General features: G+C 44.5%; 11 protein-coding genes. 5 read left to right on the top strand and 6 right to left on the bottom strand.

The features are described from left to right. Positions 1-56: 56 nt before the first annotated feature. Complete coding sequence (gene maoP / locus PN836_RS09830) at positions 57-422, top strand: DUF413 domain-containing protein (protein WP_395345203.1); 366 nt, start codon at positions 57-59, stop codon at positions 420-422. A 28-nt stretch (positions 423-450) separates the two neighbouring features. On the opposite strand, the gene PN836_RS09825 is transcribed toward maoP, so the two are convergent. From PN836_RS09825 to PN836_RS09815, 3 genes are read right to left on the bottom strand one after another with little or no spacing between them, the layout of a single operon-like run. Continuing rightward, positions 451-1,746, bottom strand: coding sequence for a lipocalin-like domain-containing protein (locus tag PN836_RS09825; RefSeq protein WP_395345201.1), 1,296 nt, complete (start codon positions 1,744-1,746; stop codon positions 451-453). Next, a complete protein-coding gene (locus tag PN836_RS09820) occupies positions 1,734-4,280 on the bottom strand; it encodes an ABC transporter permease (RefSeq protein WP_395345199.1) in 2,547 nt (848 codons plus the stop codon). Before PN836_RS09820 ends, PN836_RS09825 begins: the two co-directional genes overlap by 13 nt. A gap of 19 nt (positions 4,281-4,299) precedes the next feature. Next, positions 4,300-5,043: an ABC transporter ATP-binding protein gene (locus PN836_RS09815; protein ID WP_395345197.1), complete on the bottom strand. Its 744-nt coding sequence runs from the start codon at positions 5,041-5,043 to the stop codon at positions 4,300-4,302. A gap of 408 nt (positions 5,044-5,451) precedes the next feature. On the opposite strand from PN836_RS09815, the gene PN836_RS09810 reads away from it, so the two are divergent. Together PN836_RS09810 and ilvN are read left to right on the top strand one after the other, a co-directional pair. Continuing rightward, entirely contained in the window at positions 5,452-7,170 is a 1,719-nt protein-coding gene (locus PN836_RS09810) for an acetolactate synthase 3 large subunit (RefSeq protein ID WP_395345592.1), read from the top strand. Then, positions 7,170-7,667: an acetolactate synthase small subunit gene (gene ilvN, locus PN836_RS09805; RefSeq protein WP_395345195.1), complete on the top strand. Its 498-nt coding sequence runs from the start codon at positions 7,170-7,172 to the stop codon at positions 7,665-7,667. The genes PN836_RS09810 and ilvN overlap by 1 nt, the downstream gene beginning before the upstream one ends. A 240-nt stretch (positions 7,668-7,907) precedes the next feature. On the opposite strand, the gene PN836_RS09800 is transcribed toward ilvN, so the two are convergent. Further along, positions 7,908-8,543, bottom strand: coding sequence for a PEP-CTERM sorting domain-containing protein (locus PN836_RS09800; RefSeq protein ID WP_395345193.1), 636 nt, complete (start codon positions 8,541-8,543; stop codon positions 7,908-7,910). 523 nt (positions 8,544-9,066) lie between these two features. On the opposite strand from PN836_RS09800, the gene PN836_RS09795 reads away from it, so the two are divergent. Further along, on the top strand, positions 9,067-9,276 hold the full coding sequence (locus PN836_RS09795; RefSeq protein WP_395345192.1) for a cold-shock protein: 210 nt from the start codon (positions 9,067-9,069) through the stop codon (positions 9,274-9,276). An 89-nt stretch (positions 9,277-9,365) separates the two neighbouring features. On the opposite strand, the gene fadA is transcribed toward PN836_RS09795, so the two are convergent. Both fadA and fadB read right to left on the bottom strand, forming a co-directional pair. Further along, on the bottom strand, positions 9,366-10,529 hold the full coding sequence (fadA, locus tag PN836_RS09790) for an acetyl-CoA C-acyltransferase FadA (RefSeq protein WP_395345190.1): 1,164 nt from the start codon (positions 10,527-10,529) through the stop codon (positions 9,366-9,368). 19 nt (positions 10,530-10,548) lie between these two features. Then, positions 10,549-12,699, bottom strand: a complete 2,151-nt coding sequence (gene fadB, locus PN836_RS09785) for a fatty acid oxidation complex subunit alpha FadB (RefSeq protein WP_395345188.1) — start codon at positions 12,697-12,699, stop codon at positions 10,549-10,551. A gap of 482 nt (positions 12,700-13,181) precedes the next feature. Between fadB and PN836_RS09780 the strand changes: the two genes are divergently transcribed. Next, a complete protein-coding gene (locus tag PN836_RS09780) occupies positions 13,182-15,137 on the top strand; it encodes a transglycosylase SLT domain-containing protein (RefSeq protein WP_395345186.1) in 1,956 nt (651 codons plus the stop codon). Positions 15,138-15,170 lie beyond the last annotated feature (33 nt).

Below are 15,170 nucleotides of genomic sequence, written 5' to 3'. Positions count from 1 at the left end.
CGGGCTAAGATGTTGTTTTTTATAGTTAATGTCAATCAACTGTGGAGCAATGTGGCGTGGCTAGTTTATCCAAAGAAGTACTACTTAATCGCGTTTTTAGCGACTCTAAAAATTACCCTTATGGTTTTTCCCGTTCAGGCGATTTTTCTATTGCGGAAAGTCGCGCCCTTAGCGAGTATGGCTGTTTAATTGCCGCGCTTGTTGATGGTGAGATAGCGCCAAGGGATGAAGAAGACTTTCACTTTTTAAATGCTGCAAAAGGCGATTGCGCGCCACAATCAGCAGCCGAAAGGGCTTGGTTAAAGTATCAAAAACGCATTAATCGGCCGAAAGCGGGAAGCATTTACGGCACTCGAAAAAATTCAGTTACAGACGATGCAGAAGGTGAAATGGCAATGGATATTGATGAAGATTTTGATTAAAGACATCACTTCGGCAGATAAACAAGCGCTAGTAGCCAGTAAGCTCTAAAAATCCAATGCCTGAATGGGTGCCCTCAAATGAGACTGCACCCTCATAATAAGGAAAAATAGAAGGATTGTAAGATTTGGCTTTTGTTGCTTCTACGATCACTTTTAGCGCCTTTGAAGGAATGTTAACTTCCCATTTTAAGGGCATGTTTCGTCCAGCCACCATTTGGTTTTGTAAAATACTTAGTTCAATGTCTTGTGGTAGTAAGCTCTGAGAATCGCCGTTGGCGTAAATGTAGGTACCGGTTTGATAAGACATGTTATTTGATTCTCCATCTGCGTTGGATAAGCGCATCTGAAAGGCCATGAGTTTGTCGCCATTGTCAAAATGCAAAGACATCCAATCCCACCCCGCCGTTTCGCTATCCACGAGAGCAGAAGACCACTCGTGATCGTACCAAGCCAGGCCCTTTACTTTCACTTCATTTGTTACTGTGCCAGAGGTTGAACTAGCATCGATTGACAGCTCTGGTTTTTCCGATTGCTCTGCAAAATGAATAGTGCCGTCTACTTGTATGAAGGGCTGGGAGTAGTAATGTGAAGCATGACGTCCTTGTGCCGATTTGATGCTGTATCCGTCTTGACCCTGCAAAATAAAAGGACCAATGCTAGATAGCTTCAAACTTACGCTAGCTTGTGGTGGAACTTGGCTAGTTTCGCCGTTTTGCGCAGGCAGGCGTGCGCCGGAATCGAGAGTAGTACTTACCAATGGTCTAATTTTAAAGTTCAGCGTTGATGGAAAAAGCGATCCGTTTTTAAGTTCACCAAGCCACTTCCAATCATCCATGGCTAATTCAATTGCGCCGGCGCTTGTTTTTTCAACAAAGGCATTGCCAAGACCAGCGGGCGCAAATCGTTCTTCAAACCAATGTTCGCTTTGAGAATGTAGAGAGGCATGCGCCATATAGATCTGACCTTGGTACCAATCATCTTGCCTGTTGCGCTGAGCAAATCGAAATAGCGTCCATTGCAATGAATATGCTTTCCCATCATCGCCTTTTAAGTTGGAGGTTAAGTACCACCACTCAATATCAAAATTAGGATGCGGTAAATGGTCAAAGGGAAAGGTGATTTGATAACTTGGGTCGGCAGTTTTGCCACTTGATCGCAAGAAATTAGGATTGATTCTCTGAGGAGGTTTTTGTTTAGCGTCTAAATCTCCATTGTACGTTTCTGCTGCTACAGATATATCCGCATTGTGTTTATCGTTATCGCATGCACTTAAAAACAGGCTGAACAAGACAGTCACAATAATGACCTTGATTAGTCTAAACATCGTAAGTCCTCCACCAGCTTCTGCTTACTTGAATAAATGATAGGCAGGCTAATTATTAGCACAACAATGATGAGGCTTATTGCATAGAGCCTGGCAATATCAAGCCAGTTAATTAGCAAAGGGTAAGACCAATTGAATGCGTGATAATTGATTTGTTCAATGAGTATATAGCTTAGCAAAATGCCAAATGGCGTCGCTGCAAGCAAAGCGATAAAGCACAATACGGTGTATTGTTGCATTAGCATCATTCTTGACTGCCAAAGTGACACGCCTAGCGCTCGCAGCAGCGTCATTTGCGCACGGCTTTGATCCAAAAGAATGACAATTGTGCAAGCAAGCGAGAGTGAAGCGACCAGCAATGTAACCAAATTAAGGCCGTCGGTGATGATAAAAGTGCGGTCGAATATTTCCATTGAACCTTTAAGGATCTGTTCTGTTTCAAATAACTGTCTGGCTGTATCGACGCCCATCTCGCTTAATTGCTTGGAAAAGCTATCTATTTGAGAAGGTGTTCCAAGCAAGGCAAATATGGTGCTTGGGTCGAGCTTCGGATTAAACGACGATATTGGCAGCAACACCTGTGAGCTCGGATTTCCATAGTCATAAATAATGCCTCCAACGCTAAGGCTTTGACTGATATTCTCAGAATCAAATGACAATTCAAATCTGTCACCAAGCTGAAGTTTGTTGCGAATGGAAAACTGTTGATTAATTAGCGCATACTGCCCCGATTCAAATCCCTCCCATACGTCTGAACGCGCTGTATAAAATGCCATCGCTTGTTTGAAGGTATCGTTTACAGGGTAGCTGAATATTTGGGTGGGCTGTCCATACAAGCTAGCGCTTTTTTCGAATCGAGGGAATAGCGTGATACCGTTTTGCCGCGCTAAGTCAGGCAGTTTTGCATTTAGCTGACTATCGTCAGAATACAAATAGTGATTTGCTGCCAGACGCTGACTTAACCAGCTTTGTGTGCTGTCGCGAAAGCTATCTACCATTAAATTCATCCCCATATTGCTGGTGACAGCGATGAAAAACGCGCAGCACGCGATTTTCGTTTTTTGGGACAGCGCAAGGGCCTGAGATACGCTTAAGCGTGTCAAGGTAAATTGTGCCGGAATAAGCTTGCTACACGCGCGAAGTAGGGTAGGAAAGCCAATAATCAAGGCGCAACATCCAGCAAGAATAACGCAGGCTGCACCAATTAATAAAATATGCAGATAATTCGCTAGAGGAGTAAAATTGAATATGAAAAGCGCTATGGCGCACAGACTTACAAATAGCATGCCCAATCGTTTATTTAGTTTTTCTGATTCAGCGCTGGGTGTGGTTTGGCTCAAGCTTTTATTTAGCGCGCGAAAAGGGGCAAATAAGGCCAGCGCGATCCCGCATAGGCTAATCCCGAACACTTTAATATACAAGCTAGTGAAGCTGGTATCGCTAAACGCAAGTTGGACCTGATACAAACCTTCAACAATTGCTCTAACCGCGGGTGATGCCAGCACGGCGAGCTGCGCACCTATTACAACACCGACGGCACTGCAAATCGCGACAACAATGAAAAACTCGATGGCTTGTGAAAACAAAATGGCCGCTCGGCCCAAGCCTAATTGTCGCATCACCTTGATCATGCCAAAACGCTTAAATATGAGCAGGTTGCATGCATTCATTACGATGAATAAACAGACTGCAAACATCAGTAGCGCCATCGCAAGTAAGTTAAGATAAAAGCTATCGGTTGTGTTTGGCGTGCTTTGAAGCTGATTGACGGACACCGAATGTAGTTTTAAGTGCGCTGGTAGTGCATTTTCAATCGCTTCTATATCGCGCTGACTGAGTGCTTGTACAATCACTAGACGTTCTATGTTTTGAGAAGGTGACAGCGAAAACAATGTAGCAATATCGACAATAAGATCGTCACCTAATCCAGCAAGATCAGTCATCATTAGCGGTGGAAGTTGAGCATCTTTAAGTGATAGACGCTCACCTTCATTAATGCCAAGCTCATCTGCAAAGCGTGGATGAATGAGTACTATTTCCTCTGAGAAAACTAAGGACTGAGTACTTGGCGCTGAGTTAGCGGAAACGCTTTCACCTTGTTTAGTGGAAAAATGCACCTGATTCAAACTAGCGAGCACGTCAATGCCGATTATCTGCGCAGGTTTTTGCGTTACGCGTTTATTGCTTACGTATAAATGCGCGTTTAAGCTTGAAACCGCAATTAAGGGCGCGATACCCAGAGCACGCAGCTTAGCATACTCGTCTTTGCTGATGCCTTCGCTTTGTCTGGTTTCCAGTTGCTGCACACTGATTTCATGCCTTGCGTTCAGTAAAGCGCTGGCGCTTGATTCACTATAGCTTTGCTTTGCCCCTGCGGTAATAATGAGCACTGCACTTAAGCCCGCACATGCAATAATCAGCGATAAAATCACCATCATAAGGCTAAACCATGTGTGTTTATAACTGAGCATGAGTAAGCGAAAAACACTCGGTTCAATTAAGCGATGTTTAAGGAGAGACCTAAGCTTATTCATAGGTAAGACAAGGCATTTTTCATATTACCGTGTGCTCTGTATTCGACTTTATGGCAATTTTTTTGTTATGGATTAAGTATTGTGCGTCAGCAAGTTCAGCCACTTTTGCGCTGTGCGTAACTGCGATAAGGCTTATCCCAAGCTTTTTGCAAGAATCAAATAACAAACGACTCACCAACGCAGAGTTTTTCTCATCCAAATTACCAGTGGGTTCATCGGCAAGCACTAAAGAAGGTTTATGCGCCAGAGCCCTTGCTACGGCAACACGTTGTTGCTCACCCCCAGAAAGCTGGGTCGGCAGCTTGTTTAAGTGTTGCTCTATCCCTAGCTCTTGTGTGAGCTGAAGAACATAGGAAGAGTCGTCAATTCCGTTTAGTTTACAAGGGAGCTCAATGTTTTCCTTAACCGAAATACAGTCAATGAGATTGAATTTTTGAAATACAAAGCCAAGATGTTTGCGCCGAAATACATCGGCTTCAGACTCACTCATATTGTGGATCTCAAGGGGCTTTTTATTGTGTGTGGTCTGTTGAGCGGCATGGACATGATCTAAGTGTAAAAGGATGCTTCCTGCATCGGGAGTGTCCAGAGCGCCTATAAGATGTAATAAAGTGGATTTTCCGCAGCCCGACTCGCCCTGAATCGACATACTAGAACCCGCTTTCAATTCAAGATTCAAATCTTGCAGAACGATAGTGTTATCAAGCTCGCCTTGTCCTTGAGTCAGACAATAGCTTTTCTCCAACGATCTAACTTTGAGCACACTTGCTCCTTACGCTAAAACAATAACACGCCCTTCAACTTTTTGAGGTGAAGCGGCTGCGTGGAGATAAATCCACAGAATGATTGTTTACGTTGCAACTCAGACAAAGTTTACCCTTGATTATCAAAGGTCTGCACTGTAATCTTCGACCATTAAGAAAGGTCATATAGGCCAGTCTTTTTGCAGCAATTGCATAGTCATTGTTTCGCTATCAATACTCCAAAAATGATTTATAAAAACAATAATAGCCTAATTTTTTCATAAAAAACCCATTTTTTAGAATGTTCATCCTAAAAAATTACTATATCGGGATAGGTGTTTCACTTTTTCCAGTTTTTGTGTTTTTTCTTTTCATTTATGCAGGTATATTGCCTGCTAAATCAATCAGGCTTTTTTAGGAGGCAAATGATGAGAATGATGTCGGGTGCCGCAATGGTCGTAGAGGCCTTAAAAGATGTGGGTGTAACCCATTTGTTTGGATACCCAGGCGGCGCTGTACTTGATATTTATGATGCACTGTTTGCACAAGATTCAATAAAGCACGTGTTGGTACGTCATGAGCAGGGCGCTTCGCATATGGCCGATGGCTATGCCCGAGCGACTGGAAAGACGGGTACTGTGCTCGTGACTTCTGGCCCGGGTGCAACCAACACGCTTACCGGGATTGCGACCGCCTACATGGATTCCATTCCAATGGTGGTTTTATCAGGTCAAGTGCCTTCGATGCATATTGGTGAAGACGCTTTTCAAGAAACGGATATGGTAGGGTGTTCTAGACCTGTCGTTAAACATAGCTTTCTCGTCAAGCGTGCCGTCGATATTCCAAAAGCCATCGCGCAAGCCTACTATATTGCAAATACCGGACGACCGGGCCCAGTGGTGGTCGATTTACCAAAAGATCTTGTCAATGTTCAGGATTCACATCCTTACATATTCCCCGACGATGTAACAATGCGCTCTTATAATCCAACATTGAAAGGCCATTCAAAGCAAATTAAAAAAGCCGTTGCGAGCTTGTTAAAGGCAAGTCGGCCTGTTTTATACGTCGGTGGAGGGGCTATTGCTAGCGACGCTGATGTGGTGCTAACGCATCTGGCTGAAATGTTAAAGGCGCCTGTTACCAGTACACTAATGGGCTTGGGCGCATTTTCGAGCGTGCACAAACAGTTTATTGGCATGTTGGGCATGCACGGCACGCTTGAAGCGAATAAAGCGATGCACAATGCAGATTGTATTATTTCCCTCGGCGCACGCTTTGATGATCGGGTAACCAACAATGTCGATAAGTTCTGCCCTCATGCAGATATTATCCACGTAGATATCGATCCTGCGTCCATATCTAAGACAGTAAACGCACACATACCTGTGGTTGGCTCGGTGAAAACAGTCATTGAGCAGATTTTGGCGGTGCTTGAGGACCATGACTTATCTCAGCAAGATGAGAAGCTTGAAGACTGGTGGCAGCAAATTAATGAGTGGCGCGCGCGCAAATGTTTAGATTATGCGCAAGGTGAAGAAGTCATAAAGCCGCAGAAAGTGATAGAAGCTTTATATGAGCACACCAACGGGGAAGCGTACGTCAGTTCTGACGTTGGTCAACATCAAATGTTCGCGGCCCTCTATTATCCCTTTGCTAAGCCGCGTCGATGGATTAATTCTGGTGGCCTTGGCACTATGGGCTTTGGTTTGCCTGCTGCCATGGGCGTGCAGTTTGCACATCCTGATGCTTGTTCTGTTGTGGTAACCGGTGATGGCAGTATTCAGATGAATATTCAGGAGCTTTCTACGTGTTTACAATATGATCTTCCCATAAAAATCATCTCATTGAATAACCGGGCGTTGGGAATGGTAAGACAATGGCAAGACATGAATTATAAGGGGCGTCACTCCCATTCTTATATGGATTCGATGCCAGATTTTGTGAAACTTGCCGAGGCTTATGGTCATGTGGGTATTAAAGTCGACAAGCTTGATGAATTGGACGATGCAATGGCACGATGCTTTGCTGAAAAAAATCGTTTGGTATTTATGGATATTGCAGTGGATCAAAATGAACATGTTTATCCAATGCAAATTAAGTATGGAGCGATGGACGATATGAGATTAAGTAAGACGGAGCGAACTTAATGCGACGAATTATTTCAGTATTGATGGAAAATGCGCCGGGTTCACTATCGCGCATTATGGGTGTATTTTCACAGCGTGGGTACAATGTCGATTCCTTATGCGTAGCGCCCACAAGTGACGAGAGCTTGTCTCGCTTAACAATCATTACTCAAGCCGATAACAAGGTTATAGAGCAAATTACTAAGCAAGTGAATAAGCTTATCGATGTATTGCGTGTTGTCGATTTAACTGAGGCGGGACATGTTGAACGCGAGCTTATGCTAATAAAGGTTTCCACACGCACTGAGGGCGCTCGAGCTGAGGTGAAGCGAAACGTTGATATATTTCGTGCACGTATTCTAGACGTTACGTCTCAGCACTACACCATAGAAATTACCGGCACCAGCGACAAGCTAACGGCCTTTAGCGATGTAATGAAGCAGTGTGCCGACATAGCTGAATCAGCCAGAACGGGTGTTTGCGGTCTTTCTCGAGGTGATAGAGCGCTTCGTCCTTAGGACAACACGAGTAAACTGGTATAATCCATTGAAAAACCACTGCTACATATAATTCTATAAGACTGGTTGGAGCGATGAGAACGTGGGGATATTGTCTTTGTAGGAAAGAATGATTTCTATACTGTCGCCCGTCCATCTTATGCCCTTTTTATTCAAATATGACGTTTATCTTTTGGGTCTAGGGCACAAAGTCTCGGTAACTTATGAATAAGCTACCGAGTCATATTTGCGAGGTATGAACTATGCCTGCTTTCTGCGCGCAACAACGAAGCCAGCAACGCCAAGCAACATCATAGCAAGGGTTGAAGGAGCTGATACCGCAGTAGCAGAACCGTATGTAACGTTGTCAATGCCATATACGTCATTGACGATTCCACGAAAGATTACCGAAGTGAAAGCCGTGTCAGACGTAAACCCATAAAAAGAGGCCTGACCAGAACCAGACGCAATTGGCAGAGTAAGCACTTCGCCACCTACTACAATCTCAGTTCTTGCTATCTCATCATTCAGGCTTCTAAAGTCTGCGCCAAAGGACGAAATGGCGGTATCGAACATGAACATTAAATCGACCCCTAAGTTGCCATTTGTAAACACGCGCATATTTGCTGAACCGTTTACATCGGACTCTGCATTTGCTAATGGCGGAACATCGATAATGTTAAAATTGGTGCTCGGAGTTGATGTCATTGAAAGGCTAAAGTCGCCCACATCGAGAGTACCTGTATGGAATTGTGTATCGATGGTGAATGAATCAAAGTCCTCTATGCTAGTCGCGCCAGCCGCAGCATCAAATGCGCTCCGGTCTGTAAATGATACTAAAGCAGCATTCGCAGACGTAGCGAATAAACAAGTGATTAAGATAAGTGCTTTTTTCATAAAACTGTCCTTTCCAAAATGAGTGAGTAAGCGCAGTAAAATACTATTTCTGCATGTAGCACCTAATAGTCAATCCACGATTATTAATATGGTGCTGATGAGCAATTTTAATCAATATTCATACCATTTTGTAACACCATGTTTTTACGAGTTTTTTAAAACTAAATATTGCTTATTGTAAAGATTGCGGACACTTCCACGCAACATAGGCGCATGATTTTGCTATGGATACAATCATGCGCCCATGTTGATGTATCTCGAGCGCTTTGTGCTTGGCAATATAACTAAAACGATTAAGTCCAAATAGCGTGAATTATTTGTTAAATATATGCTCGATTCACTTGTGTTTTCTGAGCTTCTGCTAAACTTATGGTGTTATTGATAAGAATTTTAATGACCTTATCGGATACTGAAAAGTATATACGCTAGCTTAAGGTTGGCGGTTAATTTCAATAAGCTTCTTATCTTTAATGCTGATTGCGCATCAATTTTGCGCTGTATTGATATTAAGTTTGAGGTTTACATGTCTAAGGTTACAGGCACAGTTAAGTGGTTTAACCCTGAAAAGGGTTATGGGTTTTTAACACAAGATAACGGTGGAAAAGATGTTTTTGTCCATTTCCGCGCAATTGTTGCGGAAGGTTACAAAACACTGCCAGAAGGCCAACGCGTTACTTTCGAGGTTGAAGAAGGTCAAAAAGGTTTGCAAGCAGCCAACGTAGAAACGGTATAGCTAGCAATCTGTCCACTTAATACTTTGCTTAAAAAGTATTGAATAAATGGCGCGTAAATCGCGCCATTTTCATTTCGGCCACTGGGTAGTTAAACGCGTTCAAAAATTGTTGCAATACCTTGACCTAAGCCGATACACATAGTGGCAAGGCCTATCCCAACATCTTGCTCTTCCATGTTATTTATCAGCGTCGTTGAGATTCGTGCACCTGAGCAGCCTAATGGATGACCTAGCGCAATTGCACCGCCTTTCAAATTCACTTTTTCTTCATAGGTCTCAAGCCACCCTAACTGCTTGATACACGACAATGCCTGAGCCGCAAAAGCTTCGTTAAACTCGGCAAGCTCAATATCGTCCATCGATAATCCAGCTCGTTGAAGCGCTTTTTTAGTCGCAGGAACTGGACCAAAGCCCATGATTGCTGCATCGCATCCAGCTACTGCCATTGAGCGAATCTTTGCCCGCGCTTTTAACCCTAAGGCATTTGCTCTATCAGCTGACATAATAAGCATCGCCGAAGCACCGTCTGAGATGGCAGAAGAAGTCCCCGCTGTTACAGAACCATTGACAGGGTCAAACACAGGGCGTAGACCGCTTAGTGTTTCAACGGTTGTTTCGGGTCTGATAACTTCGTCATGTTGCACCTTCACCAGCACTCCGTCTGCGTCATGCCCCTCTACGCCAACGATTTCATTATCCCAACCACCATTATTCATGGCGGCTGCGGCTTTTTGATGAGAGCGAGCCGCGAATGCGTCCTGCATTTCACGGGTGATCCCATTTTGTCGTCCAAGCAATTCGGCTGTCATCCCCATGCTGCCAGACGCTTTTGCAGTATGTTTTGCAAGTCCGGGGTGAAAATCGATATTGTAGTTCATTGGAACATGTCCCATATGTTCTACGCCGCCTATCATATAAACATCACCGCGTCCCGTCATTATGCCGGAAACTGCGTCATGCAATGCTTGCATAGAAGAACCGCATAAGCGGTTTACAGTAACTGCACCGGTACTTCTAGGGATCTCAGTAAGAAGTTGTGCATTTCGGGCAACATTGAAGCCTTGCTCTTTGGTTTGTTGCACGCATCCCCAAATGATGTCTTCAATTTCTCCGGGATCTAAATTGGGATTTCGCTCAAGTAACTGTGTCATCAAGTGTGCAGATAAGGTTTCTGCACGCACGTTTCTAAATACTCCGCCTTTCGAGCGACCCATTGGGCTGCGGATACAATCGACTACTACTACATCTTTCATATTCTTTCTCCTGTTGCCTTTAAGCGAAGTATGATTTGCCAGATGCTGCCATATCGCGCACACCATCCGTTATTTGATAGATTGGACCAAGTTCAGCGTATTTGTCGGCAAGCTCTACAAACCTATCCAGGCCCATGGTCTCAATGTAACGGAAAATGCCGCCTCTAAAGGGAGGGAAGCCTAAACCATAGAGCAAGGCCATATCGGCTTCTGCGGCACTTCCTACGATCCCTTCTTCTAAGCAGCGAATAGCCTCATTTGCCATCGGGATCATCAAGCGTGCAATCACTTCGTCTTTATCAAACTCTTTGCTTGGGGCAACATGGGGCTTAAACAAATCGTAAGCGGCATCGGCCGCTGATTTAGTAGGGCGCCCGCGCTTGTCTTTGCCATAATCATAAAAACCTTTGCCATTTTTCTGGCCAAGTCTTTCATTGCTGTACAATAAGGTAACTGGATCGTTATCAATTTTTTGCATGCGCTCAGGTATACCGGCAGACATTACGCCTGATGCATGGTCTGCTGTATCCATGCCCACTACATCTAGCAAATACGCTGGGCCCATAGGCCAGCCAAATATTTTCTCCATGACTTTATCCACTTCGGTAAAGTCAGCTCCATCGAGCACGAGTCGGCTAAAACCAGCAAAGTAAGGGAATAGCACACGATTGACTAGAAATCCTGGGCAGTCGTTGACCACAATCGGCGTTTTGCCCATTTTCAGCGTGGCGGCTACGACCGTTGCGATTGTGCTGTCTGACGTCTTTTCACCGCGTATAATTTCAACTAAGGGCATTTTATGTACAGGGTTAAAAAAGTGCATGCCACAAAAACGTTCAGGCTTAGACAAGCTTTGTGCTAATTGATTTATTGAGATGGTTGAGGTGTTAGAACAGATAATCGCGTCATCAGCAACGGTTTGTTCGGTTTCTTTAAGCACACTTGCTTTCACATTGGGGTTTTCAACCACCGCTTCAATAATAAGGTCGGCGTCTTTAATCGCGTTCATATCCAGCGTGGGTACAATATTAGTGAGCGTGCTTGCCATTTTCTTAGCATCAACTTTGCCACGCTGCATGCCTTTGTTTAAGATTTTGGACGCTTCAGCAAGTCCTAAATCTAATGCAGGTTGAGCAATGTCTTTCATTACAGTGTTTATGCCTTTGACTGCTCCCTGATAGGCGATTCCGCCACCCATTATGCCAGCCCCTAACACTGCATGTTGTTTCACCTCTTTAGTGGCGGCTTTGGCTTGTTTTTTACCTTTGCTTTTGACTAATTGGTCAGCTAAAAAGATACCGACTTGCGCTTGGCAAGCGTCGGTTTTGGCTAGTGCCACGAAGCCTTCGTTCTCAAGTTTTAGTGCACCATCCCGCCCTGAAGCAGATGCTTTTTGTACGGTTTCTACCATTTTGTGCGGAGCTGGATAATGTTTGCCAGCTTGCGCCGCAACCATTGCTTTGGCCGTAGAGAAGCTCATCATGGCTTCGTTAGTATTTAGATTGAGCGGCGACATTTTTTGCTTTCTGCGTGCTTTAAAATCAAGCTCACCGTTAATGGCGCTAAGCAACATTTTGCGAGCAGCAGAATGCAAATTTTCAGGCTCAACTACGGCATCGATTGCACCTTCATTCAGTGCTTTTTGTGCATTACGGTCGCGGCCTGTAGTCATCCATTCGAGGGCATTGTCAGAACCAATGATGCGAGGTAAACGAACTGTGCCACCAAATCCTGGCATAAGCCCAAGTTTGACTTCAGGTAAGCCAATTTTGGCGGTCGTGTCAGCCACACGTAAATCAGCTGCAAGCGCCATTTCGCAACCCCCACCCAGCGCAAAACCGTTAACGGCAGCGATGGTCGGAACGGGTAAGTCCTCAAACCGATCGAATACTTGCGAAGTTTTTGCCACCCAAGCGAGTACTTCACTCTGAGGCATAGCAAACAAAGCTGTAAATTCAGTGATGTCAGCCCCTACTATAAAAGTACTTTTTGCAGAGCGCACTAATACACCTTTAATATCTTGTGTACCCTCAATAGCTGCTGTTGCTTCGCTTAATTCTGACACGGTTTGCTTATCGAATTTATTGACCGAACCTTGCGCATCAAAAACCAGTTCAGCAATGCCATCATCCGTCATTGAGACCGATAGAGTGTTGCCCTCATAAATCATGCTTTTCTCCCGTAGGGTATTTGAGAATAATTTCTATAACTGTCGCCACACACGCGATAAAATTTACATATTGTTGCCGTTAAAAGATGCTAACGCTTGGGAACAAATATGATTTTCAACTGTTTAAACAGTATCGCTAGCGATAAAGTATGAGGATTCTACGTGAAGCTAAGCAAATGAGCTTATTTTTTTTCATGATGCGCAGTATTATTAGTAATAAAGTTCGTATCTATAGTTAGGTCGTAAAAATCAATAGGCCAGAGTAAGATTTAATTGTCCAAATGCGGAACACTGCCGATATACTTAGTATCAAAGCTCAGCAATTTTGGCATGCTTCATATGGCACGCAATTGTGGGGCAGCCTTTTCAAATAGAAGTATCACAATAGGAAATTCGTGGACTACAGCGCGACAGCTAAACAGCATAGACTCAGCCCTATACCGAAGCTAATTATTTGGCTTTGCGTCACTGTATGCCTGAGTATGACCTTTTCTATAAGCTTTGCAGCAGATGAGTCCATTAGCACCGCCAACGCCTACAGTAAGGATAGCTCTGATGATCTTTGGAAGAAAGATGAACAAGTCCTAGCCAAACAGCGGGCTGCGTTTTTGCGCGCAGAACGCGCTGTTTGGAGCATGGATTGGTCAGATTTGACCGAAGCGGTAAACGGTTTAGGCGATTACCCCCTTGTTCCTTACCTTATTGCTAAGAAGCTTCGGCATCGAATTTCTTTAAAAGATGAAGACGCGATTAGGGAGTTTTTAAAACAATATGGCAGTGCGCCTGTCGCGCGCTCACTTCGTCGTGATTGGCTGCGCTATTTAGCCAAGCGAAACAAGCGAGAATTGTATATCGAATTTTATCAGCCAACTCGAAGCGCTGAATTACAGTGTGAGTATCTGCGGTATCAATATGAAGACGGCGTGCCAAAAGACGATATATTCTTTAAGCTTCCCGAACTATGGAATATTGGTAAGTCACAACACGAAGCTTGCGATCCTTTATTCGGTGTATGGATGAAGGCTGGAAAACTGACTGAAGATTTAGTTTTACATCGAATCGAAAAGGCAGCCGACGGTGGTCAGCATAAAATCATTCCATACTTACGCACGCTCTTGCCAGACAACAAGCGCTATTTGGCAGACAGATGGCGCGAGGTAAGACGCGATCCAGCAAACGTTCGTCATCTGGTGCGCTATCCCGGTAAGTTCCCCGGTATAGAGGCGCAAATATTGAGTTATGGTTTGTCTCGGCTTATCTGGCGAGATGAGGAACTTGCGCTCAAAATATACTCTAGAGCACAGCAAAAAATCGCCTTTTCTGACAAACAGCGAGCGAGAATCATTCACCGTTTTGCAATTGCATTAGCTATAGATGCTCATCCTGAGGCCGAACGGTGGTTAATTGAGGCGTCAGAGCTTGAGCCAGAGTCGGAAACTATGCGGTGGCACCTAGCTTACTTGCTTAAAAAACAGGATTGGCAGTCTATTGCACTACTCATTGAAAAGTCGCCAGCACAGTTGACCAACGAAAATCAGTTTCAATATTGGCTAGCCCGAGCGTATGACACGCTTGGCAGAGATGAACAAGCAAAGGTGCTGTATGAACAACTTGCTAAGGGTCGGCATTATTATGGTTTTCTTGCGAGTGCTCAATTAGGCATACCACACACCTTAAACAACGCGCCTGTTGAGGCTGACAATGAAATACTGTCAAAAATCGCCAATTTGCCCGCAACTAAGCGAGCATATGAATTGCGTCAGCTTGAGCGTTTCTATGAATCAAGACTGGAATGGGTATATGCTCAGCGCCTGCTTCCCGAGGAAGAAAAAACCCATGCCGCGGTATTAAGTTCAGCGTGGGGATGGCACGATCAGTCGATCTTCACGCTCAGCCGCGAAGGCTATTTGGATGATGTTGACAGACGCTTTCCTACCGCATTTGCTGAGATGATGACAAAAGAAGCTAAGAAAAATGACATTCGACCCGAGTGGGCCTTCGCCATTGCTCGGCGCGAAAGTTCGTTTATGACCGACGCACGCTCAAGCGCCGACGCCAGAGGCTTAATGCAAATATTGCCATCTACCGCTCGTTATATAGAAAGCCGTCGAGTGTCTGATAAAGACTTATATGAACCAAACACGAATGCACGTATCGGTAATAAGTATCTGCGTTACTTAATGAACAAAGTTGATGATAACCCCTTACTCGCGACCGCATCGTACAATGCGGGGTGGGGGAAAGTAAAAGACTGGTTGCCGAAAAATGGCGTGATGCCTGCCGATGTTTGGGTGGAAACGATTCCTTACCGAGAGACCCGAAATTACGTAAAAGCCGTGTTGGCGTATCAGCAAATCTATGAGGATAAGCTGAATCACCAGCCAACCGACACCCGCCTGTTTGCACGATTCACCGAAATGACTATGCAGTCAGATTGATATTGCATCTCTCGCCTGACATAAGCCGTGCCG

The sequence above is a fragment of the Ningiella algicola genome (assembly GCF_028401415.2).
In the GTDB taxonomy this organism is placed as follows: domain Bacteria; phylum Pseudomonadota; class Gammaproteobacteria; order Enterobacterales; family Alteromonadaceae; genus Glaciecola.
The sequence above is the reverse complement of the archived record's forward strand: the minus strand, read 5'-3'. Positions and strand labels throughout refer to the sequence as shown.

Coding starts and splice junctions, on each gene's coding strand:
- PN836_RS09825 (WP_395345201.1), bottom strand. CDS start 1,746: ATGTTTAGACTAATCAAGGTCATTATTGTGACTGTCTTGTTCAGCCTG.
- PN836_RS09820 (WP_395345199.1), bottom strand. CDS start 4,280: ATGAATAAGCTTAGGTCTCTCCTTAAACATCGCTTAATTGAACCGAGT.
- PN836_RS09810 (WP_395345592.1), top strand. CDS start 5,452: ATGAGAATGATGTCGGGTGCCGCAATGGTCGTAGAGGCCTTAAAAGAT.
- ilvN (WP_395345195.1), top strand. CDS start 7,170: ATGCGACGAATTATTTCAGTATTGATGGAAAATGCGCCGGGTTCACTA.
- PN836_RS09800 (WP_395345193.1), bottom strand. CDS start 8,543: ATGAAAAAAGCACTTATCTTAATCACTTGTTTATTCGCTACGTCTGCG.
- PN836_RS09795 (WP_395345192.1), top strand. CDS start 9,067: ATGTCTAAGGTTACAGGCACAGTTAAGTGGTTTAACCCTGAAAAGGGT.
- fadA (WP_395345190.1), bottom strand. CDS start 10,529: ATGAAAGATGTAGTAGTAGTCGATTGTATCCGCAGCCCAATGGGTCGC.
- fadB (WP_395345188.1), bottom strand. CDS start 12,699: ATGATTTATGAGGGCAACACTCTATCGGTCTCAATGACGGATGATGGC.
- PN836_RS09780 (WP_395345186.1), top strand. CDS start 13,182: ATGACCTTTTCTATAAGCTTTGCAGCAGATGAGTCCATTAGCACCGCC.